Genomic DNA, 21484 nt, shown 5'->3' on the forward strand with positions numbered 1-21484 from the left:
CGGCCCTTCGGGGACCGACCTTCGGATACGAAAAAGGCCACCCCGGAGATCCGGGGCGGCCTGTCTCGCGGGAATGATGGCGTCTACTCGACCGAGGAGGCGCCGTCCGGTGCCTTGGTCTCCGGCGAACCTTCGGCCTCGGTCCCCTCGAAGCGCGGGCGCCGCCGGCGACGGACCTTCGGAGCCGGCGCGTCCTCGCCTTCGGCCGTGGGCAGGCTCGGCGCCTGCGCCTCCGCCACGGGCGCTTCGGCGGCCGGCGGCAGGCGGGGCGGCGTCATCAGGAAGGCCGGGAGGCCGGCCGCATCCTCGGCGACGGGCCGCGGCTCCTCGCGGCGACGCTCGCGCCGGGCCGGAGCCTCGGCCCGGGCCGGCGCTTCCGCACGCACCGGCGCCTCGGCGCGGGCCGGCATCTCGGTCCGGGCCTCCTGGCGCGGCTCGCGGCGCGGCTGCTCTGTGCGTCCGTTCTCGTAACGGTTCTCGCGGGGCGCTTCGGCGCGCGGCTGCTCCTGACGAGACGGATCCTGGCGCGAAAGGTCCTGGCGCGGAAACTCGTCCCGCGGCTGATCGCGGCGGTTGAACTCGGCGCGGTTCTCCTGCCGATTGTCCTGGCGCGGATACTCCTGCCGCCCGTTCTCCTGCCGCCCGTTCTCCTGCCGTCCATTCTCCTGCCGCCCGATGTCCTGGCGGTTGAAGGTCTGCCGGGGCGCGTCCTGGCGATCGTAATCGGCGCGCTGGCCGTGCTCCTGGCGGCCCTGATCCTGCCGGCCGCCGTCCTGGCGGTTGCCGTCGGGACGCTGGTTGTCGAAGCGGGCGCCGTTGTCGAAGCGCGGCCGGTCGTTGCGGTTGTTCTGGAACCGGTCGCGGCGCTCCTGGCGGTCGCCGCGGTTCTGGTTCTGGCCGAACCTGTCCTGCTGGTTGCGATCCTGGCCGCGATCCTGGCGCCCGTCCTGCTGGCCGCCCTCGCCGCGGTTGTCGTAGGGCTGCGGCTGTTGGCCCGGATCGCCGTATTCGGGCGCGTAGCCGGCATAGCCCTGGCCGTTGGCCTCGCCGCCCTGCTCGTCGTCGCCGTCCTCCATGTCGTCGTCGTACGACCGCGAGGCGTAGCCGGCGCCGGCCTGCGGGCGGCCCTGCTCCTGCGCGCCGGAGATGATCCGGAAATAGTGCTCGCCGTGCTGGAAGTAGTTCTCCGCCGCCACCGGGTCGCCCGCCGCCTGCGCGTCCCGCGCGAGCTGAGCGTACTTGTCGGCGATGTGCTGGGCGGTGCCGCGGACTTTGACGTCGGGTCCGTTGGATTCGTAGGACCGGGTCAGCGGGTTCGGGCCCTTCGGCCGGTTCCGGCCGCGCACCCGTCGGTTCTGGTTTGGTCTCATCGGTCTCAGATGACCCTCGTTACTGCGAAAGGCGCGTCTGGTCGGGGGAAGGCTGGGGGCCGGGCTCCCGAGGCGCCGCAGTGCGGGGCCTCGCCGGCGCCCGCGGACGGATCATCGGAATTGATCCACGAACCGCTCGCCTACCAGCCGTCTGTCCCGATCCCTCGGGGCCTACGCTTGCGTCCAAGACGCCCGTCGATTGTCAGGTTCGAAAACCGCCGCGTCGCTGCTCGAACCCGAGCCTGCGTCTGATCGACGGTGGAGCGATCGGCCGCCACCCCGCAAAGGATGCGCTATACCGAACCTACGGCTTTCCGTCTTAACGGATCGTCCGCGAACCGCAAGTCGAGACGGGGGATCCAGCGCGAAGTTGATGGGGATTCCGGCGAATTTTGTGTGATCGGTGCCATAAATCCCCTATGCGGGCGCCTTGTCGGGCCGACCGACGAACGACGCGACCCGCGTATGCCCGGCGAGATCGCGCGTGATGCCGCTCGGTCGAAGGCCCGCCTTCCGGCCCAGCTCCGTCACGGCGTCCGCCTGATCGTAGCCGATCTCGAGGTGGAGTGAGCCGCCCGGCGCGAGCAACCCGCCTGCCGTCGCATCGACGATCCGTCGATAGGCCGCAAGCCCGTCGTCGCCGCCGTCGAGCGCGGCTATCGGATCGTGCTCGCGCACCTCGCGATCGAGGCCGGCGATCACGGCGCTGGCGATGTAGGGCGGGTTCGAGACCACCCGGTCGAACCGGCCCACGAGCGCCTCGCACCAATCGCCGGCGACGAACAGGGTGCGATCGGCGACGCCATTGTCGAGCGCGTTCGCGCGCGCCGTGCGCAGGGCATTCCAGGAGCGATCGAGGCCGATGCCGGTCGCGTTCGGCAGCGCGCTCAACAGCGCGACCAAGATGCAGCCGCTGCCGGTGCCGAGGTCGAGGATGCGGAGGGGGGCCGCCGGGTCCGAAACCGTTTCCAGCGTGGCGTCGACCAACGTTTCGGTGTCGGGCCGCGGCACCAGCGTTTCCGGGGACAGCCGGAACGGCAGGCCCCAGAACTCCCACGTTCCGAGGATGCGGGCCACCGGTTCTCCGGCAGCGCGCCGGCGCGCGGCGGCCTCCAACCTGTCCGCGCCCTCCGACCCGAGGGCTCGGCCGCCGTGCAGCGCGAGGTCGACGGCGCGGAGATCGAGCACGCCGAGCATCAGGAAGCGGGCATCGCCCTCGGGTATGCCTTCCGCGGCGAAGCATTCGGCGAGGCGCCGCAGGGCAAGGCTGCGCGTATGATCCGGGCGGACGATGCGCGCGTCGGCCCGTCCGCTCACGCCATGCCTTCGGCGGCGAGCAGCTCGGCCTGATGCTCCGTCACGAGCGCGTCGACCAGCTCGTCGAGGGCGGTGCCGGCGAGCATCTCCTCCAGCTTGTACAGGGTGAGGTTGATGCGGTGGTCGGTCACCCGGCCCTGCGGGAAGTTGTAGGTTCGGATGCGCTCCGAGCGGTCGCCGGTGCCGACCTGCGACTTGCGGTCGGCGGCGCGGACCGCATCCTTGGCCGAGCGCTCGGCATCGTAGAGCTTGGCCCGCAGCAGCGACATCGCGCGGGCGCGGTTCTTGTGCTGGGAGCGCTCCTCCTGGACGAAGATCACGATCCCCGACGGCAGGTGGGTGATGCGGATCGCCGATTCGGTCTTGTTGACGTGCTGGCCGCCGGCCCCCTGCGAGCGCATGGTGTCGATCTTCAGATCGGCGTCGTTGACGACGATGTCGACCTCCTCGGCCTCGGGCAAGACCGCGACGGTGGCGGCGGAGGTGTGGATCCGCCCCTGCGCCTCGGTGTCGGGCACGCGCTGGACCCGGTGGGCGCCGCTCTCGAACTTCAGGCGGGCGAACACGCCGCGGCCCTTCACCTCCGCCACGACCTCGCGATAGCCGCCGACGGTGCCCTCGCTCTCGGAGATGACCTCGACCTTCCAGCCCTTGGTGTCGGCGTACTTGGCGTACATCCGGAACAGGTCGCCGGCGAACAGCGCGGCTTCGTCGCCACCGGTGCCGGCGCGGATTTCGAGGATCGCGCTCTTCTCGTCGGCCGCGTCCTTGGGCAGCAGCATCAGCTGCAGGTCGCGGTGCGCCTTGATCAGCGCGTCCTCGGCGTCGGGCTTCTCGGCGGCGGCGAGCGCACGCATCTCCGGGTCGCCGCCGGGCTCGTCGATCAGCGCCTCGACCTCGGCCAGGTTGGCGGCCGCGGCGCGATAGGCGTGGATGCCGGCGACCACGGGATCGAGATCCGACAGCTCGCGGGAGAGCTGGACGATGCTCTCCGAGCTCGCATCGCCGGCGGCGAGGGTGCCGGTGACGATGTCGTGGCGCACGAGGATGGCGTCGAGGCGGTCGGGGGGAAAGGGGATCATCGACCGGGGTCTACTCTGGGACGCTGACGGAAACGAGCCCGGTTTTCACGCTGGGCGGGGTCAGACCGGGATGCCGTGGGCCTTGGCGAAGGCGGCGAGCGCCGGGCGGATCGAGGCGCCGTCATGGGCGCGGGCCATCTCGGCGTCGATCACGTCGGCGATCGCCCGCGCATCGAGGCTCAGCACCATCGCCTTGATCGGGCCGATCGAGGCGGGCGACATCGAGAGGTCGCGGAAGCCCATGCCGATCAGCGCCATCGCTTCGAGCGGTCGTCCGCCGATCTCGCCGCACACCGTCACCGGGCATCCGGCCGCGTCTGCGCGCTCGGCGATCAACCGGAAGGCGCGGATCGCCGCGGCGCAGAGCGGATCGAACCGGTCCGCGACGCGGCGGTTCTCGCGGTCGACCGCAAACAGGAACTGCATCAGGTCGTTCGAGCCGACCGACAGGAAGTCGGCCACCTGCGCGATCTCGTCGATCTGGAACAAGAGCGAGGGCACCTCGACCATCGCGCCGAGGCGGCAATCGCTCGGCAGCGGATGGCCGTGGCGGCGCAGATGCGCCTTCTCGCGATCGACGATCGCCTTGGCCCGGACGAACTCGTCGACCGTGGCAACCATCGGGAACATGATCTTGAGCGGGCGCCCGGCCGCCGCCCTCAGCAGCGCGCGCAGCTGCACACGAAGCAGCGCCGGTCGGTCGAGGCCGATCCGGATCGCGCGCCAGCCCAGCGCCGGGTTCTCCTCCTCGAGCTTGGGCATGTACGGCAGGATCTTGTCGCCGCCGATGTCGAGCGTGCGGATCGTCACCGGCCGGTCGCCGGTGGCGGCGAACACCGCCTCGTACAGCGCCTGCTGCTCGGCCGCCGAGGGCATCCGCTGCGCCACCATGAACTGCAGCTCGGTGCGGAACAGGCCGATGCCCTCCGCGCCGGTCTCGTTGAGGTGGCCGAGGTCGACGAGCAGGCCGGCATTGAGGTGCAGGCCGATGCGGATGCCGTCCCGGGTGGTCGCGGGGACGTCGCGCAGCGCCCGGTACTGCTCCTGCCGCTTGGCGCGCAGGCGCACCATCTCGGCATAGGCCGCCTCGATCTCCGGCCCCGGGCGGACCTGGACCTCGCCGGAGACGCCGTCGACGATGATCGCGTCGCCCGAATCGCACAGCGCCGTCGCGTTCTCGACCTCGCCGACGGCAGGGATGCCGAGCGCCCGCGCGACGATCGCGATGTGGCTCGTCGGACCGCCCTCCTCCAGCACGACGCCGCGCAGGCGCGATGGATCGTAGTCGAGCAGCGCCGCCGGGCCCATCGAGCGGGCGACCAGGATCGCGTTGTCGGGCAGGTAGGCGCCCGCGCCCGCGCCCTCCTGCCCGGTCAAGCGGCGCAGCAGGCGGTTGGCGAGGTCGTCGAGGTCGTGCAGGCGATCGCGCAGGTACGGGTCGCTCTGGCGCATCATCCGGGCGCGGTTGTCCGACTGGACGCGCTCGACCGCCGCCTCCGCGGTCAAGCCCGAGACCACTGCCTCGCGCATCCGGCGCAGCCAGCCCTTGTCGTGGGCGAACATGCGCACCGTTTCCAGCACCTCGCGCGATTCGCCGGTGCCGATCTTGTCGCCGCGCTCGACCAGGTCGTCGATCGCCGAGCGCACCGCCTCGATCGCGGCCTCGAGCCGGGCGATCTCGGCCTCGACGTTCTCGGCGATCAGCGTCTTCACGACGATGCGCGGCTCGTGCAGCACCACGTGGCCGAGGCCGATGCCGTCGGCGAGCACGACGCCGCGGGCGTTGACGGCGCGGCGCGCCGCGGTGCCGGCGTCGGGAGCCAGCCCCTGCAGCTCGCCCGACGCGATCATCTCCGAGAGCACCATCGCGGTGGTCTGGAGCGCCTCGATCTCCTCGTCGGAATAGACGCGGTAGGTCTTGTTCTGGACGGTGAGCACGCCGAGCGTGTTGCCGGCCCGGAGCAGCGGCACGCCGAGGAAGGCGTGATACGCCTCCTCGCCCGTCTCTGGGCGGTAGGAGAAGGCCGGGTGGGTCTGCGCGTCGGAGAGCGACAACGGCTCGGCCGTCTGCGCGATCAGGCCGACGAGGCCCTCGTCGGCGCGCATCCGGGTCAGGTGGACCGCCTCGCGGTTCAGGCCCTCGGTGGCGAACAGCTCGAGCGTGTTGTCGTCGCGCAGGACGTAGACCGAGCACACCTCGGCGATGACGTTGGCGGCGATGACCACGACGATGCGGTCCAGGCGCGCCTGGGGGCTGACCGGCTCCGCCATGGCTTCGCGGAGGCGGCGCAGCAGCAGGCGCGGGCCTCCGGGCGCAGCGGGCATCGTCTGGTCAATCCCCTGTCAGCGCGACGCCGGGTGTCGGCGCCGGGCAATCTCAGGTCGCACCCGTCGGACGGGCCTGCAAGCCTCAGGCCTGATCCAGGCCGTATAGCGAGTGGAGCGTGCGGACGGCAAGCTCGGTATAGGCCGCGTCGATCAGGACGGAGAACTTGATCTCGGAGGTGGTGATCGCCCGGATGTTGATGCCCTTGTCGGCCAGCGCACGGAACGCCTTGGCCGCCACGCCGGCATGGCTGCGCATCCCGACGCCGATCGCCGAAACCTTCACCACGTCGGTGGCGCCCTCGATCTGCGCGAACCCGATCGTGTCGTGCGCCCGGTCGAGCACCGTGCGCGCCCGGTCGTAGTCGGCGGCCGGCACCGTGAAGGTCATGTCGGTGGTCGACTGGTCGCCCGACACCGTCTGGATGATCATGTCGACGTTGATGTTGGCGTCGGCCAGCGGCCCGAAAATCGCGGCGGCGACGCCGGGGCTGTCCTTGACGCGGCGAAGCGTGATCTGCGCCTCGTCCCGCGCGAAGGCGATCCCGGTGATGATCTGCTGTTCCACGTCTGTGTCCTCGTCGCAGATGAGGGTGCCGGGGCGCGCGGCGTCCGGCGGATCGAAGGAGGAGCGGACCGTGGTCGGCACCCGGTGCACCATGGCGAGCTCGACGGAGCGGACCTGCAGCACCTTGGCGCCGAGCGAGGCCATCTCCAGCATCTCCTCGAAGGTGACGCGCTCCATGCGCCGCGCCTTCGGCACGACGCGCGGGTCGGTGGTGTAGACCCCGTCCACGTCGGTGTAGATGTCGCAGCGCTCGGCGCCGATGGCGGCGGCGACGGCCACCGCGCTGGTATCCGACCCGCCGCGGCCCAACGTCGTGATCCGGCCGGTCTCGGCATGGATGCCCTGGAAGCCGGCGATCACCGCGACCTCGCCGCGCTTGAACCCTGCGTCGAGCCGGGCGCCGTCGATCTCCTCGATGCGGGCGGATCCGTGCGCGTCGGAGGTCAGGATCGGCACCTGCCAGCCCTGCCAGGAGCGGGCCGGGATCCCGGCCTTGCGCAGCGCGATCGCCAGGAGGCCCGAGGTCACCTGCTCGCCCGAGGCGACCACGGAATCGTACTCGGCGGCCTCGTATTCGGGGTCGGCGTCCTTGACCCAGCCGACGAGCTCGTTGGTCTTGCCCGACATCGCCGAGACCACGACCGCGACCTCGTAGCCGGCCGCGACCTCGCGGGCGACGTGGGCGGCCACGTTGCGGATGCGCTCGACGTTGGCGACCGAGGTGCCGCCGAATTTCATCACCAGACGGGGCATGCAGCGTCCGCGTTTCTCAAACTTCGTCGAACGACCGATCCGGGCTCAGATGTCCGGGCGTGTTCGGCGGCCTCCAACGATTCGCGAACGGCCGCGCCGCCGGCTGTACCGGACCGGCGTCCGGCGGGTACAAGCGGGGTCGGGGGCTGTCAACACGCCGCCAAGCTCCACTTACCCGGAATGCAGGGTCGGCCGCACCCGCTCGGCCGGTCGCCCGTGCGCGGTCGGCGCGGGACTGCGACCACCGAGCGCGCGCCGTCCCCGAATGGGAAGAGATCGGATGACCATCGACGAGACCGCCGCCGGGATCGAGGCGGGTGCGAGCAGCAGCGCGGGCCTCGGCTTCGTCGACCCCGGCGAGGTCGCCCGGTTCGATGCGCTCGCCGCGACGTGGTGGGATCCGCGCGGTCCGATGCGGGTGCTGCACCGCTTCAATCCCGTCCGCCTCGCCTACATCCGCGACGCGGTCTGCCGTCATCACGGGCGGTCGGTCGAGACGCCGTTCGCGCTGCAGGGCCTCTCGATCGTCGATGTCGGCTGCGGCGGCGGCGTGCTGTCGGAGCCGCTCGCGCGCCTGGGCGCCGACGTCACCGGCCTCGACCCGGCGGCGCAGAACATCGCCGCCGCGCGAAGCCACGCGGAGGCCGAGGGCGTGCCCGTCGACTATCGCGCCGAGACCATCGAGTCTGTGGTCGCCGCGGGCGAGACCTTCGACGTGGTGCTGATCATGGAGGTGATCGAGCACGTGACCGACATGCCGGCCTTCGTCCGCACGGCGGCGTCGGCGGTGAAGCCCGGCGGCCTGCTCTTCGCCGCGACGCTCAACCGGACGATGCGCTCCTTCGCGCTCGCCATCGTCGGCGCCGAGTACATCCTCGGCTGGCTCCCCAAGGGCACCCACGACTGGGAGAAGTTCGTGACGCCGTCCGAGCTGTCGGCGGCGCTCGGCGGCGGCGGCCTGTCGGTCACCGACACCACGGGCGTCGTCTACAATCCGCTCACCGACGGCTGGCGGCTGGGCCGCGACACGGCGGTGAACTACATGCTGGCGGCCGAGCGCCCGGCCTAGCACGCAGGGCACTGTTCGACCGGCGTCAGAAACGAAGGAGACCCGATGCTCGAGAAGATCCCCGCTGCGGTCGGTCAGGCCTTGTCCGGCCTCAAGGCCGGCCTCGAGAAGACCGTCTTCCACGCCGATTTCGCCGATGCCCCGGAGACGATCGCGCTGACGAGCCCGGCCTTCGCCGACGGCGCCGGCATGCCGGTCCGCTTCACCGCGGATGGCGACGGGACGTCGCCGCCGCTCGCCTGGAGCGGCCTTTCCGCGGGCACGGCGAGCGTCGCGATCCTCGCCGAGGATGCCGGCAGTCCGACGCCGCAGCCGCTGGTGCACCTGATCGTCTGGAACCTCGCGCCGGACGTTTCGGATCTGGCCGAGGGGGCGGCCTCCGCGAACGCGCGCGTCGATCTCGGCAAGAACAGCTTCCTCAAGGACGGCTGGCTTCCGCCCGACCCGCCCACCGGCCACGGCCCGCACCGCTACCTGTTCCAGGTCTACGCCCTCGACCGCCTCCTCGACCTGCCGGCCTCGCCGGGCCGCGGCTCCCTGGTCGATGCGATGCGCGGCCACGTCCTGGCCAAGGGATCGCTGGCGGGAATCTACGAGCGGCGCTGAGGCGATCGGCTGGCCTTGGGCAACTGGTGAAACGAACGGAAGGCGCGCGATGAAGGCTCTCCTGTGCACCCGGCTCGGCGGCCCGGACGACCTGTCGATCGCGATGCTGCCCGATCCCGTCCCCGGCCCGGGCGAGGCCCTGGTGCGGGTCACCGTCGCCGCGCTCAACTTCTTCGACACGCTGATCATCGCCGGGCGCTATCAGGTGAAGCCCGAGCTGCCGTTCTCGCCCGGGGGCGAGGCCTGCGGCGTGGTCGAGGCCCTGGGACCGGGCGCGGACGGCGTGCGGGTCGGCGATCGGGTGATCGTGCATGCCAAGCACGGCACCTGCCGCGAACGGCTCGCGGTGCCCGCACGCATGCTGACGCCGGTTCCGGCCGGGGTGAGCGACGAGCAGGCTGCCGGCCTCACGATCACCTACGGCACGTCCCTCCATGCCCTGCGCAACCGCGCGAAGATCCGGCCCGGCGAATGGCTCGCGGTGCTCGGGGCGTCGGGCGGGGTCGGTCTCGCGGCGGTCGAGCTCGGGGCGCTGCTCGGGGCGCGGGTGATCGCCTGCGCCTCCTCGGAGGACAAGCTCGCCATCGCCCGGCAGCACGGGGCGGAGGTGGGCCTCGTCTACGATCCGGCCACCCTGCGCGACGCCCTGAAGGACGCGACCGGGGGCAAGGGCGTCGACGTGGTCTACGACGCGGTCGGCGACGCCTTCTCGGAACCGGCCTTCCGCGCGCTGACCTGGCGCGGCCGCTTCCTCGTCGTGGGTTTCGCCGCGGGCGAGATTTCCCGCCTGCCCCTCAACATCATGCTGCTGAAGGAGCTCGACGTGATGGGCGTCCACTGGGGCGTCTTCACCGAGCGCGAGCCGGAGGTGCACCGCGAGAACCAGCGCCAAATGCTCGCATGGGTCGCCGAGGGGCGGCTGACCGCGCGGGTGCACGGCGCCTACCCCCTCGAGGACTACGCCGCGGCCCTCGGCATCCTCAGCCGGCGCGAGGCGGTGGGCAAGGTGCTGCTCCGGCCCTGATCCTTCAGATCAGCCCCTGCGCCTTGGCGAGCGCGACGAGGTCGCCCTGCGGCCGGGCGCCGATGTGCTGGATCACCTCCGCCGCCGCGAGCGCGCCGAGGCGGGCCGAGGTGACGTAGTCGAGGCCGCGGGCGTGACCGGCCAGGAAGCCGGCGGCGAAGAGGTCGCCCGCGCCGGTGGTGTCGACCACCTCGCGCACCGGCGAGGCCTCGACCGAGCGGATCTCGCCGCCCTTCACCACCATCGCGCCCTCGGACGAGCGCGTGACGAGGCCGAGCAGGTGCCGCCCGCGGGCGTCGCGCTCGTCGCGGAGCGCCTTCAGCGCCGCGTCCGCGTCGTCGGTCTGGTACAGGCTCTGCAACTCGCCGATGTTGGCGAACAGGATGTCGACGCTGCCGTCGCGGATCAGCCCGAGGAACTCGTCGCGGTAGCGGCCGACGCAGAACGCGTCCGACAGGGTCAGCGCCACCGCGTTGCCGGCGCCGTGGGCGATCGTCACCGCCTTGCGGAACGCGTCCTTGGCGGCCGGCGGGTCCCAGAGGTAGCCCTCGAGGTAGACGACGCGGGCGCCCGCGACCGTCGCCTCGTCGAGGTCGGCCGGCGACAGGCCCTGGCAGGCGCCGAGATAGGTGTTCATCGTGCGCTCGCCGTCGGGCGTCACGAGGACGAAGCAGCGGGCGGTGGCCGGTCCGTCGGTCGCCACCGGCACGTCGAACGCGACGCCGGTCGCCTTCAGGTCGTGGCTGAACAGGCCGCCGAGCTCGTCGTCGCGGACCTTGCCGACGAAGCCGGTCTTGGCGCCGAGCAGCGCCGCGCCGACCGCCGTGTTGGCGCCCGACCCACCCGACACGATCGTCGCCGGCCCCATCGCGGAGAACAGCGCCTCGGCGCGCGGCTCGTCGATCAGCGCCATCGCGCCCTTCGGCACGCCCTGGTCGGCGAGGAAACCCTCGTCCGTGCGGGCGATGACGTCGACGATGGCGTTGCCGAGCACCAGAAGGTCGAGGCGAGCGGTCATGCGGGCGTCCCTTCGGAAATTCGCTCGCGCTCTCGCACCGGCGCCCGGCAGGGTCAAGCGAGGCGGCTCAGGCGTCGTCGTAGAGTTCGGCGAGCGGGACGGTGATGCCGGGAGGATCGAAGGTCAGCACGCCGTCCGAGACGATACGCGTCTCGATGACGTCGTCCGCGCGACGATGATGGTGGACGGCGAGGCGTTTGACCGTGTCGATGAGGAGGTAATGCATCACGCTCGGGATGCCGAAGTAGCCTGCGAATTTCGCGCCCGTATCGATCGATCGCGTGCTCGGCGAGAGGACTTCGACCACGATGACCGGATCCGTCACTTCCACCGTGTCCGGATCGAGACGAGGTCCGCAACGCACGAGGGCGTCAGGCTCGAAAGCCGTGGTGCGTTCGATCCGAATCGTCATTCCGTCCGGGAGCACCTGGCAGGGCAAGCCTTCCCGCCGAATGGCAGCCCGCAACGCGAGTTGAGCGGCGAATTTCGTCTCGGCATGCCGGACCCGTTCCGGCGACATCGCGAAGACCTCGCCGTCGAGCAACTCATGCCGCCCCGGTCGTCCCTCGCCCCAAGCCAGGAACTCGTCGACGGTCATGCGCGGTTTCGGCTTCACGCTCATGTGGCGAGCGTAACATGTCCCGATCGGGCCGCGAAGGCGGCCGCTACTGCATCGACTTCACTTCGCACTGCGCGTAATCGGCGCTCGCCTTCACGTAGGCGTTGAGCTTCTGCACGTAGCCTTCTGCGATCGGCCGGAACGCCTGGAGCTGCAGGTTGTAGGCCTTGATCGCGTCGTTGTAGCTGTAGGCCTCCCAGCCGGGGCACCCGCCCTTGGCATCGAGGCAGGCGGGTTTCGCCGGCAGGGCCGGCTTCTCCGGCTTGGCCGAGGCGGGCGGCGCCTCCGGCAGCGGGCAGGCGGCGAGCGCCGCGCCGGGGCAGACCAGCGCGAGGACGAGCGAGGATCGGCTCAGGAAACCGCGCATGGACAGGTCGAGCTCCGTTCGGCCCGCCGCGGGGCCGCGCCGGGTTGTGCGTCAGCGTGCCGGCGGGAGCAAGGCGCCTATGCGGCCGGCTGGACGCGCTGCGGACAGCCCGCCCGCGGCGCCGGCGCCTTCGCACCCGGCGGCACGCGCACGAGGGCGACGACGGGCAGCGTCAGGCCGACCGCGAGGACCCACCAGGCCGGGCGGATCACGTCGGAAAAGTCGAGGTTGGCGCCGAGCACGAGGTCGGCCGGGATGCCGCTCTTGATCCCGTACCAGGCCGCCTCGATGCCCGCGGTCGCGAGGGCGGCGGCAACGGCGAGCAGCGCGAGCGACCACGGCCGCATCGGCAGCCTGAACCGTTGGATCAGGCGCCAGCCCATCAGCAGCACGAACAGCCCGGTCCAGAACACCGGATCGGAGACGTCGATCTTCGATTGCAGGAAGTAGTGCAGCAGCCCGAGGATGCCGATCGCGTAGGCCGCCTTGTGGAGGCGCGACCAGCTCGCGCCCATCCGCCGGATCGCGGCGTCCGTCGAGGTCGCCCCGAGGGCGATGAGGCCGACGAGCGCGACGAAGCCGATCGTGAGGTAGAACCGCAGCGCGATCTCGGAGACGACCTTGGCGAGGTCGAAGTTCTGGTCGACCACGTACAGCGCGAGATGCGCCAGCGCGTAGGCCGCCGTGGTTACGCCGAGCAGGCGCCGGACGTTGATCAGCTTCGGCCAGTTCGCCACCCGCCGCAGCGGCGTGACCGCGAGGGAGGCCAGCAGGAAGCGGATCGTCCACTCGCCGGTGCCGTGGATCAGCGCCGTGATCGGCTTCGGCCCGAGCGCATTCGTCGCGTAGGCGCCGGCGAGGTAGACGGCCGGGGCGACGGCGAGCAGGAACGCGACGAGCTTCAGGAGCGACAGGCGTCCGGCGCGGTCGAGCCAGGGCAGCGGCAGGGCGTGGGACATCTCGGCTCTTCGCATGCGGTGTCGATGACGGTTGGCGGCCCGGTCGGCCGGCACGGCGCGGGGAGCGCATGCGACCCATTCGCCGCGATGTGCCTCCGGTTACGGGCACGGGCCATTCCCGGTTCCGAACCTGCGACGACGGTTGACGCCCCGCGATCCCGGCCGAGATACCCCCGCAACCCCACGACGCAGGACCGCTTCCGATGGATTACCGCACGCTCGGCCGCTCGGGCCTCAAGGTCTCGCCGATCTGCCTCGGCACGATGATGTTCGGCGGTGCCACCGACGAGGCCGATTCCGCGCGCATCGTCGCGAGCGCCCGGGATGCGGGCGTCAACTTCATCGACACCGCCGACGTCTACAATTCCGGCGCCTCGGAAGCGATCACCGGCCGCGCGATCGCGACGGATCGGCATGCCTGGGTGCTGGCCACCAAGGTCGCCAACCCGATGGGCGACGGGCCGAACGATCGCGGCCTGTCGCGCGTCCACGTCCTTCGCGCCGCCGAGGAGAGCCTGCGCCGGCTCGGGACCGACTTCATCGACATCTACTACCTCCACAAGGAGGACCACGCGACGCCGCTCGACGAGACCGTGCGGGCGATGGAGACCCTGGTTCGCCAGGGCAAGATCCGGCACTTCGGGGTCTCGAACCACCGTTCCTGGCGGATCGCCGAGATCTGCCGCCTGTGCGACGCCTACGGCATCGACCGGCCGGTGGTGAGCCAGCCGTACTACAACGCGCTCAACCGCATGCCCGAGACCGAGCACCTGCCGGCCTGCGCGCATTTCGGCCTCGGCGTGGTGCCGTACTCGCCGCTCGCCCGCGGCGTGCTGACCGGCAAGTACGATCCCGACGCGCCGCCGCCGGCCGACACCCGCGCCGGCCGCCAGGACGCGCGGATGATGCAGACGGAATGGCGCCCGGAATCGCTGCGCATCGCCCGCACCCTGAAGGACCATGCCGAGGCGCGCGGCATCACCGCCGGGCAGTTCGCCTTTGCCTGGGTGATGAACAACCGCGCCGTGACCGCGGTGATCGCCGGCCCGCGGACCATGGAACAATGGACCGACTACCTCGGCGGGCTCGACTATCGCTTCACGCCCGAGGACGAGGCCCTGGTCGACGGCCTCGTCGTGACCGGCCATCCCTCGACGCCCGGCTACAACGATCCGGCCTACCCGATCGAGGGCCGGGTGACGGTGAGCGGCACGAAGGTCTGAGGCGGATCGGCCTCGTGCCGATCCGATCTTGGCGCAGGACGACACGTCGCTTCGGCGAGCGGCTTAAAGGTCGATTCACGCAAACGACCCTAGCGTGATGGTCGATCCAGTTCCTGCGTATCCGAAGTGCCATGCCCCCATCCGTCGAGGTCGCGCCCGACCTGTCCGGGCTGATCGAACTGTCGCGCATCGCGCATCTCGACCTGAAGCCCGTCATCCTGCGGGTCCAGACCGATCTGTTCGTGCAGGCGGCCAACCGCGACAAGTCGGAGCTCGAATCCTTCGCCTCGCTCGCCGGCGGTCTGATCCCGATCGTCGATGAGGAGACGGCGGCGATCGTTGCGGAGAAGCTCGCGCCCTTCGCCGACACGCCGCAATCCGTCCTCGCCACGCTGGCCGCCCGCGGCGGACGCGTCCGCGACATCGTGCTGGGGTCGGCGGTGACGCTTTCGCCCGCCCTGATCGATGCCGCGCTCCTCGACGGTGCCGATCTCGGCTCGGCGATGGCCGGCCGACCCGGCCTCCCCCGCGCGGTGATCGCCGAGCTGGCGCAGCGCGGCGATCCGGCGATTGACAGGGCGCTTGCCGGCAATCTCGGGATCACGCTCCGCGGCGGCGACGTCCGGCACCTCGTCGGCCGCGGCCGGACCGATCCGGACCTCGCTGGCCTCCTGCTCGCCCGCCCGGATCTCGCCGCCGGCGAGCTCGCTCCGCTCTACCTGCACGCCGACCCGATCCGGCGCGACGCGATCCGCGAGGCGATCGCCGCCACGGCCGCGCTTCGCCCCTGCCCGCCCCCGCCGCGCAATCTTGGCGGCATGCTGCTCGGCCTCTCCGCCGCCCACGACGTCCCGGGCTTCCTCGCCGCCCTGTCGGACGGGCTCGGGCTGCCGGCGAATTTCCTGCGCAGCGCGCCCGACGCCGGCTCGCGCTACGACCTGCTCACGCTGTGCCTGCGCGCCGCCGACCTCCACGAGGAGGAGGCGGTCTACGTCTTCCTGACCCTCGACGAGGCGGTCTCGCGCTCGGCCGAGCGGGTGTTCGAGCTCGTCCGCCTGTTTCGGACCACCGATCGTCCCGCCGCCCGCGACCTGCTCTCGGCGATCCTCGACCGGCCGCTGCGCGAGCGCACCGGCGCGTCCGACGCCCACCAGCCGCACCATGCGCCGGACACGGGCAAGATCCGGCAGGCCGCGGCCGAGCGGCCGGCGAACCGGACGCCCCTGCCGATGCGGGCTCGGAAGTCGTCCTGAGATCGGCCGCGCCGGCCGCCGGCTGGGGCTCACGCATTCCGCGTCGTCGTATCGTCCAGCACGAACGGCCTCAGCGCCCCTCCGATCCCCGCCACGGAGCCTTGCGATCGGCATCCGCGAGGGTGTCGCGCGAGGCGGCCTGCGGACCGACGTGCCGGCCGAGCTCGGCCATGGCCTCCTGCGCCAGGCGCTGCCGGGACTCCGCCGGCATCGCGCTCCAGGCGGCCGTGGCGGACCCGACCGTGGCGAGCAACGTCGATCCCGTCGCGGGCGCCGGGGACGCCGCGTCGCGCGGACCGGCCATCTCGGGTGCGGGCGGAACGCTCGCGCGTGTCCCCGGCTGGTCGCGGGTGGCCGCGAGGTACGACAACGCGCCGATCACCAGGGCGGCTCGCAGCAGGAACGACATGGACGGTGATCCGGGAAGCGGGCGGGTCGAAGACGCCCGAGGGTGGGGCCGGCTTCCTGAATCCAACGTCAACCGATCGCCTAAAAGGCATTCGATGGTGAACGAGCCCCGACGGGGACACCCTGCGCGTAGTCACGGTTACGTTGTGGAAAGCATCCCGGCCATCGCGGGCCGACGCGCAACACTCGTTTAAGCCGGGTCTGCGAGGGTCGGGATCTAGTCGTTCGTCACCGAACCGGGGGGCGCGAAGGCCGAGTATTGCCAGGCATGCCGCGTTGTTGGCCGTCCTGGTCTTGGGTCTTGTGCGTTGCGCGTATCTGTCTTGCGTATTCAACACCGGCTGCCCGCGCTGCTCGACGCCCGCCTCGCGAGCTTCGTGCATGAATCGGCGATCGAGGATGCCAGCGTGCGCTTCCGCCACGAGCGCTTCCTCGTGTCGCGCCTCGCCACCGGCGCGGTGATGATGGCCGGCCTGCCGCCCTACCTGCTGTGGCGCGGCGTGCCGTCGGGCATCGAGGTCCTGGCGATCGCCAGCCTGTTCCTGCCCGTGCTCGCCGCCGTCCTGCTCTCGCGCACCGGCTCGCTGTGGATCGCGCACGCCGTCTCGTCGGCCGGCCTCACCGGCCTCGTCGTGTGCCTCGCCAGCCTCACCGGCGGCGTGCAGTCGGCCGCCGCGATCTGGCTCGTGGCGATCCCGCTCGAGGCGGTGGTCTCCGGCTCGAAGCGCGCCACCGTTGCGGCGTCGCTGCTCGCGATGGTCGGCGTCCTCTGCGTGGCGTTCACCGGATCGTGGATCATCACGAGCCCGACCATGGCGCTGTCGGCCTCCGTCGCGATGCCGGTCTTCGCCATCACCGCGATCGGCCACGTCGCCGCGCAGGTGCTGGAGCAGATGCGCAACGAGGGCCAGTGGCGCAAGCGCATGCGGGACAACGAGGCCCGCGACCGGATGCTGCTCGCGGCCATCGACGACCTCGTGACCTGGCACGACGTCAACGGCCGGGTGATCGAGGCGTCGGCCTCGGCCGAGACGCTCGTCGGCACCGATGCGATGCGCCTGCGCGGCCACGGCCTGCTCGAGCGGGTGCACGTGGCCGACCGCCCCGCCTTCCTCCAGGCGATCAGCGACGTCGCGGCTCTGGGCAAGCCGGCGACGGTGCAGCTGCGCCTCAACGTCGACCCGACCGCCCGGCGCCAGGACGGCGCGCGGCTGATCCATGTCGAGATGCGCGCCCACCGGATCGCGCAGTCGCCGTCGGGCCCGGTCGGCGTCGTCGCGGTGACCCGCGACGTGACCGAGCATCGCCGCCACGCCGAGGAGCTCGAGCGCGCCCGCGCCGAGGCGGAGCGCGCCGACGAGGTCAAGAGCCGGTTCCTGGCCAACGTCACCCACGAGCTGCGCACGCCCCTGAACGCTATCATTGGCTTCTCCGAGGTCCTGGCCGGCGAAGGCGCGGTCGTGCTCGCACCGGAGCGGGCGCGGGAATATGCCGGCATCATCGGCGCCTCGGGCCAGCACCTGCTCAGCGTCGTCAACACGCTGCTCGACATGAGCCGGATCCAAAGCGGCAACTTCGACTACGCGCCCGAGCTGGTCGACGCGGCGGCGCTGACGCGCAGCTGCTGCGACCTGATGAAGCTCAAGGCCGATGCGGTCGGCGTCGTGCTCGCGCAGGTCGCCGAGCCCGGCCCGATCGAGATCACCGCCGATTCGCGCGCCTGCCGTCAGGTGCTGATCAACCTGATCTCGAACGCGGTGAAGTTCACGCCGGCCGGCGGCCGCGTCGAGGTGGCGCTACGCCGGACCGCGGCCGGCCTCGACCTGATCGTGTCGGATACCGGCATCGGCATCCGCGAGGCCGACCTGCCGCGACTCGGAACGCCGTTCTTCCAGGCCGGCTCCGGCGGCTACAAGCGCACCCACGAGGGCACCGGCCTCGGCCTCTCGGTGGTGCAGGGCCTCGTCGGCCTGCACGGCGGCACGATCGCGATCGAGAGCGCGCCGGATGCCGGGACCACGGTCACCGTCAGCCTGCCGAGGGCCTGCCGGTCGGCCGAGAGCCCGGTCGGCACCGCGCCGCTCACCGCCCGGGTTCGCCCGGCCGGCAGGGCTTCGGCCCACGGCGCCGTGGTGCGGCTGCCGCTCGGCCTGTTCGACACCGGGCCGACGGTGGTGCGGGAGATCGACGATCCCGCGCGCCTGCGCCGCGTCGGCTGATCGAAACGCAACGGGGAGACAGAATGTCCGAGATGCGCGACCATCGCGAGATCACCGTCGCCGGAGACGCCCGCAGCGCCCGCCCGGCCAAGGCCCCCCGCCGCCCGGCGCAGCGCCGGCCCGCCGCCGACGTGTCGGAATGGCGGATGATGCTCGGCGCCGTCGCCAGCGGGACGTTCCGGATGTGCCGGCGCAATCCCGGCGCGCTGTTCGGCGGCGTGGTCGCGTTCGGCGCGGTGGTGGTCGTCTCGATGAACGCCCTCGGCTACCAGAACGGGCGCCACCCGGCCCCGATCCTGCCGAAGATCGCGATCCGCCAAGATGCGATGAGCAAGGATGCGGCGAGCAAGGACGCCGCGAGAAAGGACCCCGCCGCGAGGTCGACGCCTGAGAAGGTCGCCGATGCCGACCGGCCGGCCGAGCCGGCGCACACGCCTCTCAAGGCAGCAGAGGCCGCTAGGCCCGCCGCCCGCGATCCGATCGCCGACCTGATCCGATCCGACGAGACGACCGCTTCGGTGACTCCCAAGAGTGCCGTCGCGCCGCCCAAGCCGCAGCCGGCGGTGATGCAGGCGCAGAAGGCCTTGTCGAAGCTCGGCTACGGCCCGCTCAAGGCCGACGGGCTGATGGGAGCGACCACCCGCGCGGCGATCGAGAAGTTCGAGCGCGACCGCAAGCTGCCGGTAAAGGGCGAGGCCGCCGGCCGCACGCTGCGCGAGCTCGCCGCCCGCGCGGCCCTGCCCCCGGCCTGATTGCATCGCGGTCCGGCGCGGCGCATGCCCGGCGCGCATCCGCACCGGGAGAGTCCATGCCGCGCCTGCGCTCCGACTTCTGGGTTTCGGCCCATCTGCGGCGACTGGCCGTCGAGGGGATCTCCGCGGTGCAGCGCCGCCGGGGCGCGGCGGAGGCCGGCGCGATCTTCGTCAAGGTCGATCGCCTCGACGGCCGCGCCGACCTCTACGGGCCGGCGCCGCAAGCGCTGTTCGAATATGAGGATACCGGCGGGCGTCGCTTCGTGGCGATGGTCTCGGAGGGCACGCCGCTTGATGCGGAGGAGCGCCTGACCAAGGAGATCCGGTTCGATTCCGACCTGTGGATCATCGAGATCGACGACCGCGAGGGCCGCCATCTCCTCGATCTCGCCGAGTAGAGCCGGCCGACGTTTTTCCAGGATCCGCCCGGGAGGCGGCGTCTCAGGCGGTCTCTCCGGCGAGCCGTCGCCCGGCGCGGTCCCGGCCGATCAGCGGCAGCAGGCCCGCAAGGTCGGGCCCGTGCTCCAGCCCCGTGAGCGCCAGGCGCAGCGGCATGAACAGCGCCTTGCCCTTGGCGCCGGTCCGCTCGCGGATCGTCGTCGTCCAGGCCTTCCAGGTTTCGGGTCCGTAGGGTTCGGGCGGAAGGGTGTCGAGGGCCGCCGCCGTCACGGCGGCGTCTGCGATCACCGGTGTCACCGGCCCGGCCACCACCCCCCACCAGTCCCGGACCTCGTCGATCCTGTGCAGGTTGGCCCGCACCGCGAGCCACAGCGGCTCGGCGGCCGCGGCCGGGATGCCGAGCGCGTCCAGGCGCTCGGCGGCGTCGGCGAAGGGCATCGCGTGCAGGATGCGGGCGTTGAGCCCGTCGAGCTCGTGCGGGTCGAACTTTGCCGGCGCCCGCGAGATGTGGGCGAGGTCGACGAGGCCGGCGAGCTCGTCCAGCGTCGCGACGGCGCGGACCGCCTCCGCCGATCCGGTCAGCACGGCGAGCGAGCGGACGGCGGCCGGCTCGTAGCCCGCCTCGCGCAAGGACCGCAGCGAGAGGTGGCCGAGGCGCTTGGAAAGCCCCTCCCCGTCCGCCGTGGTCAGCAGGTTGTGGTGGCCGAAGATCGGCAGCGTCGCCGCCAGCGCCTCGAAGATCTGCACCTGAACGCCGGTGTTGGTGACGTGGTCTTCGCCGCGGATCACGTGGGTGACCCCGAGGTCGGCGTCGTCGACCACCGAGGGCAGCGTGTAGAGGTAGCTGCCGTCGGCCCGCACCAGCACCGGGTCCGAGAGCGAGGCGCAGTCGACATGGGCCTCGCCGCGGACGAGGTCGTCCCAGGCGACGACGCGCGGCTCGAGCTTGAAGCGCCAATGCGGGATGCGGCCCTCGGCCTCCATCGCCGCCCGCTCGTTGGCGGTGAGGGCGAGCGCGGCGCGGTCGTAGATCGGCGGCAGGCCGCGGCCGAGCTGGCGCTTGCGCCGCCGCTCCAGCTCCTCCGACGTCTCGTAGCAGGGATAGAGCCGGCAGAGCGCCTTCAACCTGTCGGCGGCCGCGTCGTAGATCGCGGTCCGGTCGGATTGGCGGGCGCGTAGATCCGGCACGATGCCGAGCCAGGCGAGGTCGGTCTCGATCGCCTCGGCGAAGGCCTCGGTCGAGCGTTCGCGATCGGTGTCGTCCAGCCGGAGCAGGAAGCGGCCGCCGCGCGCGCGGGCGAACAGCGCGTTCAGCAGCGCCGGGCGCGCATTGCCGATGTGGAGGAAGCCGGTCGGAGACGGCGCGAAGCGGACGAGAGGAGCCATGCTGGGCTCATAACCCCCAATCGACCCGCTCGGCCACAGCCCGTCGGACAGAGGGAGCCGCACGCCCCGCGAGGACCGACGGAAACGCGCGCCGGGTTTCGCGGTTGAAGACCTGTGTCGTTCGACCGGCTGCGCGCAGCGCGGCGTCCACTATCCAGGGAAATCACCCTCCGATGCGATCGATTCTCCTCGCCACCCTCGTCGCCGCGGCGACGCCGGCCTTCGCCCAGAGCAACGCACCGGCACCGATCCGCCAGCCGAACCCGCCTCAGCAGGTCGCGCCGGGCACGCCGCCGGGCACCGTGGCGGTTCCGGGAGGCGCCACCAACAGCGGCTCCGGGGCCAGCGCCGTGGTCGCGCCGACCGGCACCGGCGCGGCGACGGTCACGACGGATTCCGCGGCGGGCGGCAACGCCGACCAGCCCGAGCGCGGCGTTCCCCAGATGGGCCGCGGCGGCGGCGGCAACGCCGGCGGCCAATAGGGCCCGGGGCGGTTTTCCGATCGGAGCCGGCGCGGCCGTCGACATTGGTGGGCGGTCGCGCCGGTTCTGCAGCTTGACGCCGCCGCCTACCCCGCCCTAGAAGGCCCTCGTCCCGGGATCGAAGGCGCCAGCGCCGGTCGCCCCGGTCGCGGCGACGGCGTGTCGCCGCGCGGTACGGACGGTTAGCACAGCGGTAGTGCGTTCCCTTCACACGGGAAAGGTCGCAGGTTCGATCCCTGCACCGTCCACCATTCTCTTCCGCATCGCCGTCACGGCATCGTTCGA

20 protein-coding genes and 1 tRNA gene are annotated in these 21484 nt (G+C 71.8%); 10 read left to right on the forward strand and 11 right to left on the reverse strand.

What is annotated here, in order from left to right; translation table 11 throughout:
• Window positions 1-83 precede the first annotated feature (83 nt).
• From MKK70_RS14485 to MKK70_RS14505, 5 genes are all read right to left on the reverse strand, one after another.
• Window positions 84-1346: a DUF4167 domain-containing protein gene (locus MKK70_RS14485; RefSeq protein WP_243948625.1), complete on the reverse strand. Its 1263-nt coding sequence runs from the start codon at window positions 1344-1346 to the stop codon at window positions 84-86.
• A 441-nt stretch (window positions 1347-1787) separates the two neighbouring features.
• On the reverse strand, window positions 1788-2687 hold the full coding sequence (gene prmC, locus MKK70_RS14490) for a peptide chain release factor N(5)-glutamine methyltransferase (protein ID WP_409568277.1): 900 nt from the start codon (window positions 2685-2687) through the stop codon (window positions 1788-1790).
• Window positions 2684-3769, reverse strand: a complete 1086-nt coding sequence (gene prfA / locus MKK70_RS14495) for a peptide chain release factor 1 (RefSeq protein WP_147726318.1) — start codon at window positions 3767-3769, stop codon at window positions 2684-2686. Before prfA ends, prmC begins: the two co-directional genes overlap by 4 nt.
• 60 nt (window positions 3770-3829) lie before the next feature.
• Window positions 3830-6094: a phosphoenolpyruvate--protein phosphotransferase gene (ptsP, locus tag MKK70_RS14500; RefSeq protein WP_243948576.1), complete on the reverse strand. Its 2265-nt coding sequence runs from the start codon at window positions 6092-6094 to the stop codon at window positions 3830-3832.
• 85 nt (window positions 6095-6179) lie between these two features.
• Entirely contained in the window at window positions 6180-7415 is a 1236-nt protein-coding gene (locus tag MKK70_RS14505; RefSeq protein ID WP_243936242.1) for an aspartate kinase, read from the reverse strand.
• 280 nt (window positions 7416-7695) lie between these two features.
• Between MKK70_RS14505 and ubiG the strand changes: the two genes are divergently transcribed.
• The 3 genes from ubiG to MKK70_RS14520 are packed head-to-tail and all read left to right on the forward strand — an operon-like array spanning window position 7696 to window position 10114.
• Window positions 7696-8484, forward strand: a complete 789-nt coding sequence (gene ubiG, locus MKK70_RS14510) for a bifunctional 2-polyprenyl-6-hydroxyphenol methylase/3-demethylubiquinol 3-O-methyltransferase UbiG (protein ID WP_243948580.1) — start codon at window positions 7696-7698, stop codon at window positions 8482-8484.
• 45 nt (window positions 8485-8529) lie between these two features.
• Window positions 8530-9090 (forward strand): YbhB/YbcL family Raf kinase inhibitor-like protein, encoded by a 561-nt coding sequence (locus tag MKK70_RS14515; RefSeq protein WP_243948582.1) that lies wholly within the window; start codon window positions 8530-8532, stop codon window positions 9088-9090.
• A 49-nt stretch (window positions 9091-9139) separates the two neighbouring features.
• Window positions 9140-10114, forward strand: coding sequence for an NADPH:quinone oxidoreductase family protein (locus MKK70_RS14520; protein WP_243948584.1), 975 nt, complete (start codon window positions 9140-9142; stop codon window positions 10112-10114).
• A gap of 4 nt (window positions 10115-10118) precedes the next feature.
• Here MKK70_RS14520 and MKK70_RS14525 read toward each other — a convergent pair whose 3' ends face one another.
• The 4 genes from MKK70_RS14525 to MKK70_RS14540 form a co-directional block, all read right to left on the reverse strand.
• A complete protein-coding gene (locus MKK70_RS14525; protein ID WP_243948586.1) occupies window positions 10119-11132 on the reverse strand; it encodes an adenosine kinase in 1014 nt (337 codons plus the stop codon).
• A 67-nt stretch (window positions 11133-11199) separates the two neighbouring features.
• Window positions 11200-11754 (reverse strand): Uma2 family endonuclease, encoded by a 555-nt coding sequence (locus MKK70_RS14530; protein WP_147726311.1) that lies wholly within the window; start codon window positions 11752-11754, stop codon window positions 11200-11202.
• Between the two features lie 43 nt (window positions 11755-11797).
• Window positions 11798-12118: a hypothetical protein gene (locus MKK70_RS14535; RefSeq protein WP_147843247.1), complete on the reverse strand. Its 321-nt coding sequence runs from the start codon at window positions 12116-12118 to the stop codon at window positions 11798-11800.
• A gap of 77 nt (window positions 12119-12195) precedes the next feature.
• Complete coding sequence (locus MKK70_RS14540) at window positions 12196-13077, reverse strand: sulfite oxidase heme-binding subunit YedZ (protein ID WP_243948587.1); 882 nt, start codon at window positions 13075-13077, stop codon at window positions 12196-12198.
• 203 nt (window positions 13078-13280) lie between these two features.
• Here MKK70_RS14540 and MKK70_RS14545 point away from each other — a divergent pair, with 203 nt between their 5' ends.
• Together MKK70_RS14545 and MKK70_RS14550 are read left to right on the forward strand one after the other, a co-directional pair.
• The gene (locus tag MKK70_RS14545; RefSeq protein ID WP_243936231.1) at window positions 13281-14300 is read left to right on the forward strand and encodes an aldo/keto reductase; all 1020 of its coding nucleotides are present in this window, start codon (window positions 13281-13283) and stop codon (window positions 14298-14300) included.
• Between the two features lie 131 nt (window positions 14301-14431).
• Window positions 14432-15553 carry a DUF2336 domain-containing protein gene (locus MKK70_RS14550; RefSeq protein WP_243948588.1) on the forward strand — a complete coding sequence of 374 codons (1122 nt, stop codon included), beginning with the start codon at window positions 14432-14434 and terminating at the stop codon, window positions 15551-15553.
• A 70-nt stretch (window positions 15554-15623) separates the two neighbouring features.
• On the opposite strand, the gene MKK70_RS14555 is transcribed toward MKK70_RS14550, so the two are convergent.
• Window positions 15624-15962: a hypothetical protein gene (locus MKK70_RS14555; RefSeq protein ID WP_243948589.1), complete on the reverse strand. Its 339-nt coding sequence runs from the start codon at window positions 15960-15962 to the stop codon at window positions 15624-15626.
• A 322-nt stretch (window positions 15963-16284) separates the two neighbouring features.
• On the opposite strand from MKK70_RS14555, the gene MKK70_RS14560 reads away from it, so the two are divergent.
• From MKK70_RS14560 to MKK70_RS14570, 3 genes are read left to right on the forward strand one after another with little or no spacing between them, the layout of a single operon-like run.
• Complete coding sequence (locus MKK70_RS14560; protein ID WP_147858191.1) at window positions 16285-18180, forward strand: PAS domain-containing sensor histidine kinase; 1896 nt, start codon at window positions 16285-16287, stop codon at window positions 18178-18180.
• A gap of 32 nt (window positions 18181-18212) precedes the next feature.
• The gene (locus tag MKK70_RS14565; protein ID WP_243948629.1) at window positions 18213-18932 is read left to right on the forward strand and encodes a peptidoglycan-binding domain-containing protein; all 720 of its coding nucleotides are present in this window, start codon (window positions 18213-18215) and stop codon (window positions 18930-18932) included.
• Between the two features lie 56 nt (window positions 18933-18988).
• Window positions 18989-19330 carry a DUF1491 family protein gene (locus tag MKK70_RS14570; RefSeq protein WP_243948590.1) on the forward strand — a complete coding sequence of 114 codons (342 nt, stop codon included), beginning with the start codon at window positions 18989-18991 and terminating at the stop codon, window positions 19328-19330.
• Between the two features lie 43 nt (window positions 19331-19373).
• Here MKK70_RS14570 and gltX read toward each other — a convergent pair whose 3' ends face one another.
• A complete protein-coding gene (gene gltX, locus MKK70_RS14575; protein WP_243948591.1) occupies window positions 19374-20717 on the reverse strand; it encodes a glutamate--tRNA ligase in 1344 nt (447 codons plus the stop codon).
• Window positions 20718-20890: 173 nt separating this feature from the next.
• Between gltX and MKK70_RS14580 the strand changes: the two genes are divergently transcribed.
• Complete coding sequence (locus MKK70_RS14580) at window positions 20891-21199, forward strand: hypothetical protein (protein WP_243948593.1); 309 nt, start codon at window positions 20891-20893, stop codon at window positions 21197-21199.
• Between the two features lie 176 nt (window positions 21200-21375).
• Window positions 21376-21450 (forward strand) — tRNA-Val (locus tag MKK70_RS14585).
• The last annotated feature ends 34 nt before the right edge of the window (window positions 21451-21484 follow it).

This window comes from Methylobacterium sp. E-041, assembly GCF_022829665.1.
In the GTDB taxonomy this organism is placed as follows: domain Bacteria; phylum Pseudomonadota; class Alphaproteobacteria; order Rhizobiales; family Beijerinckiaceae; genus Methylobacterium.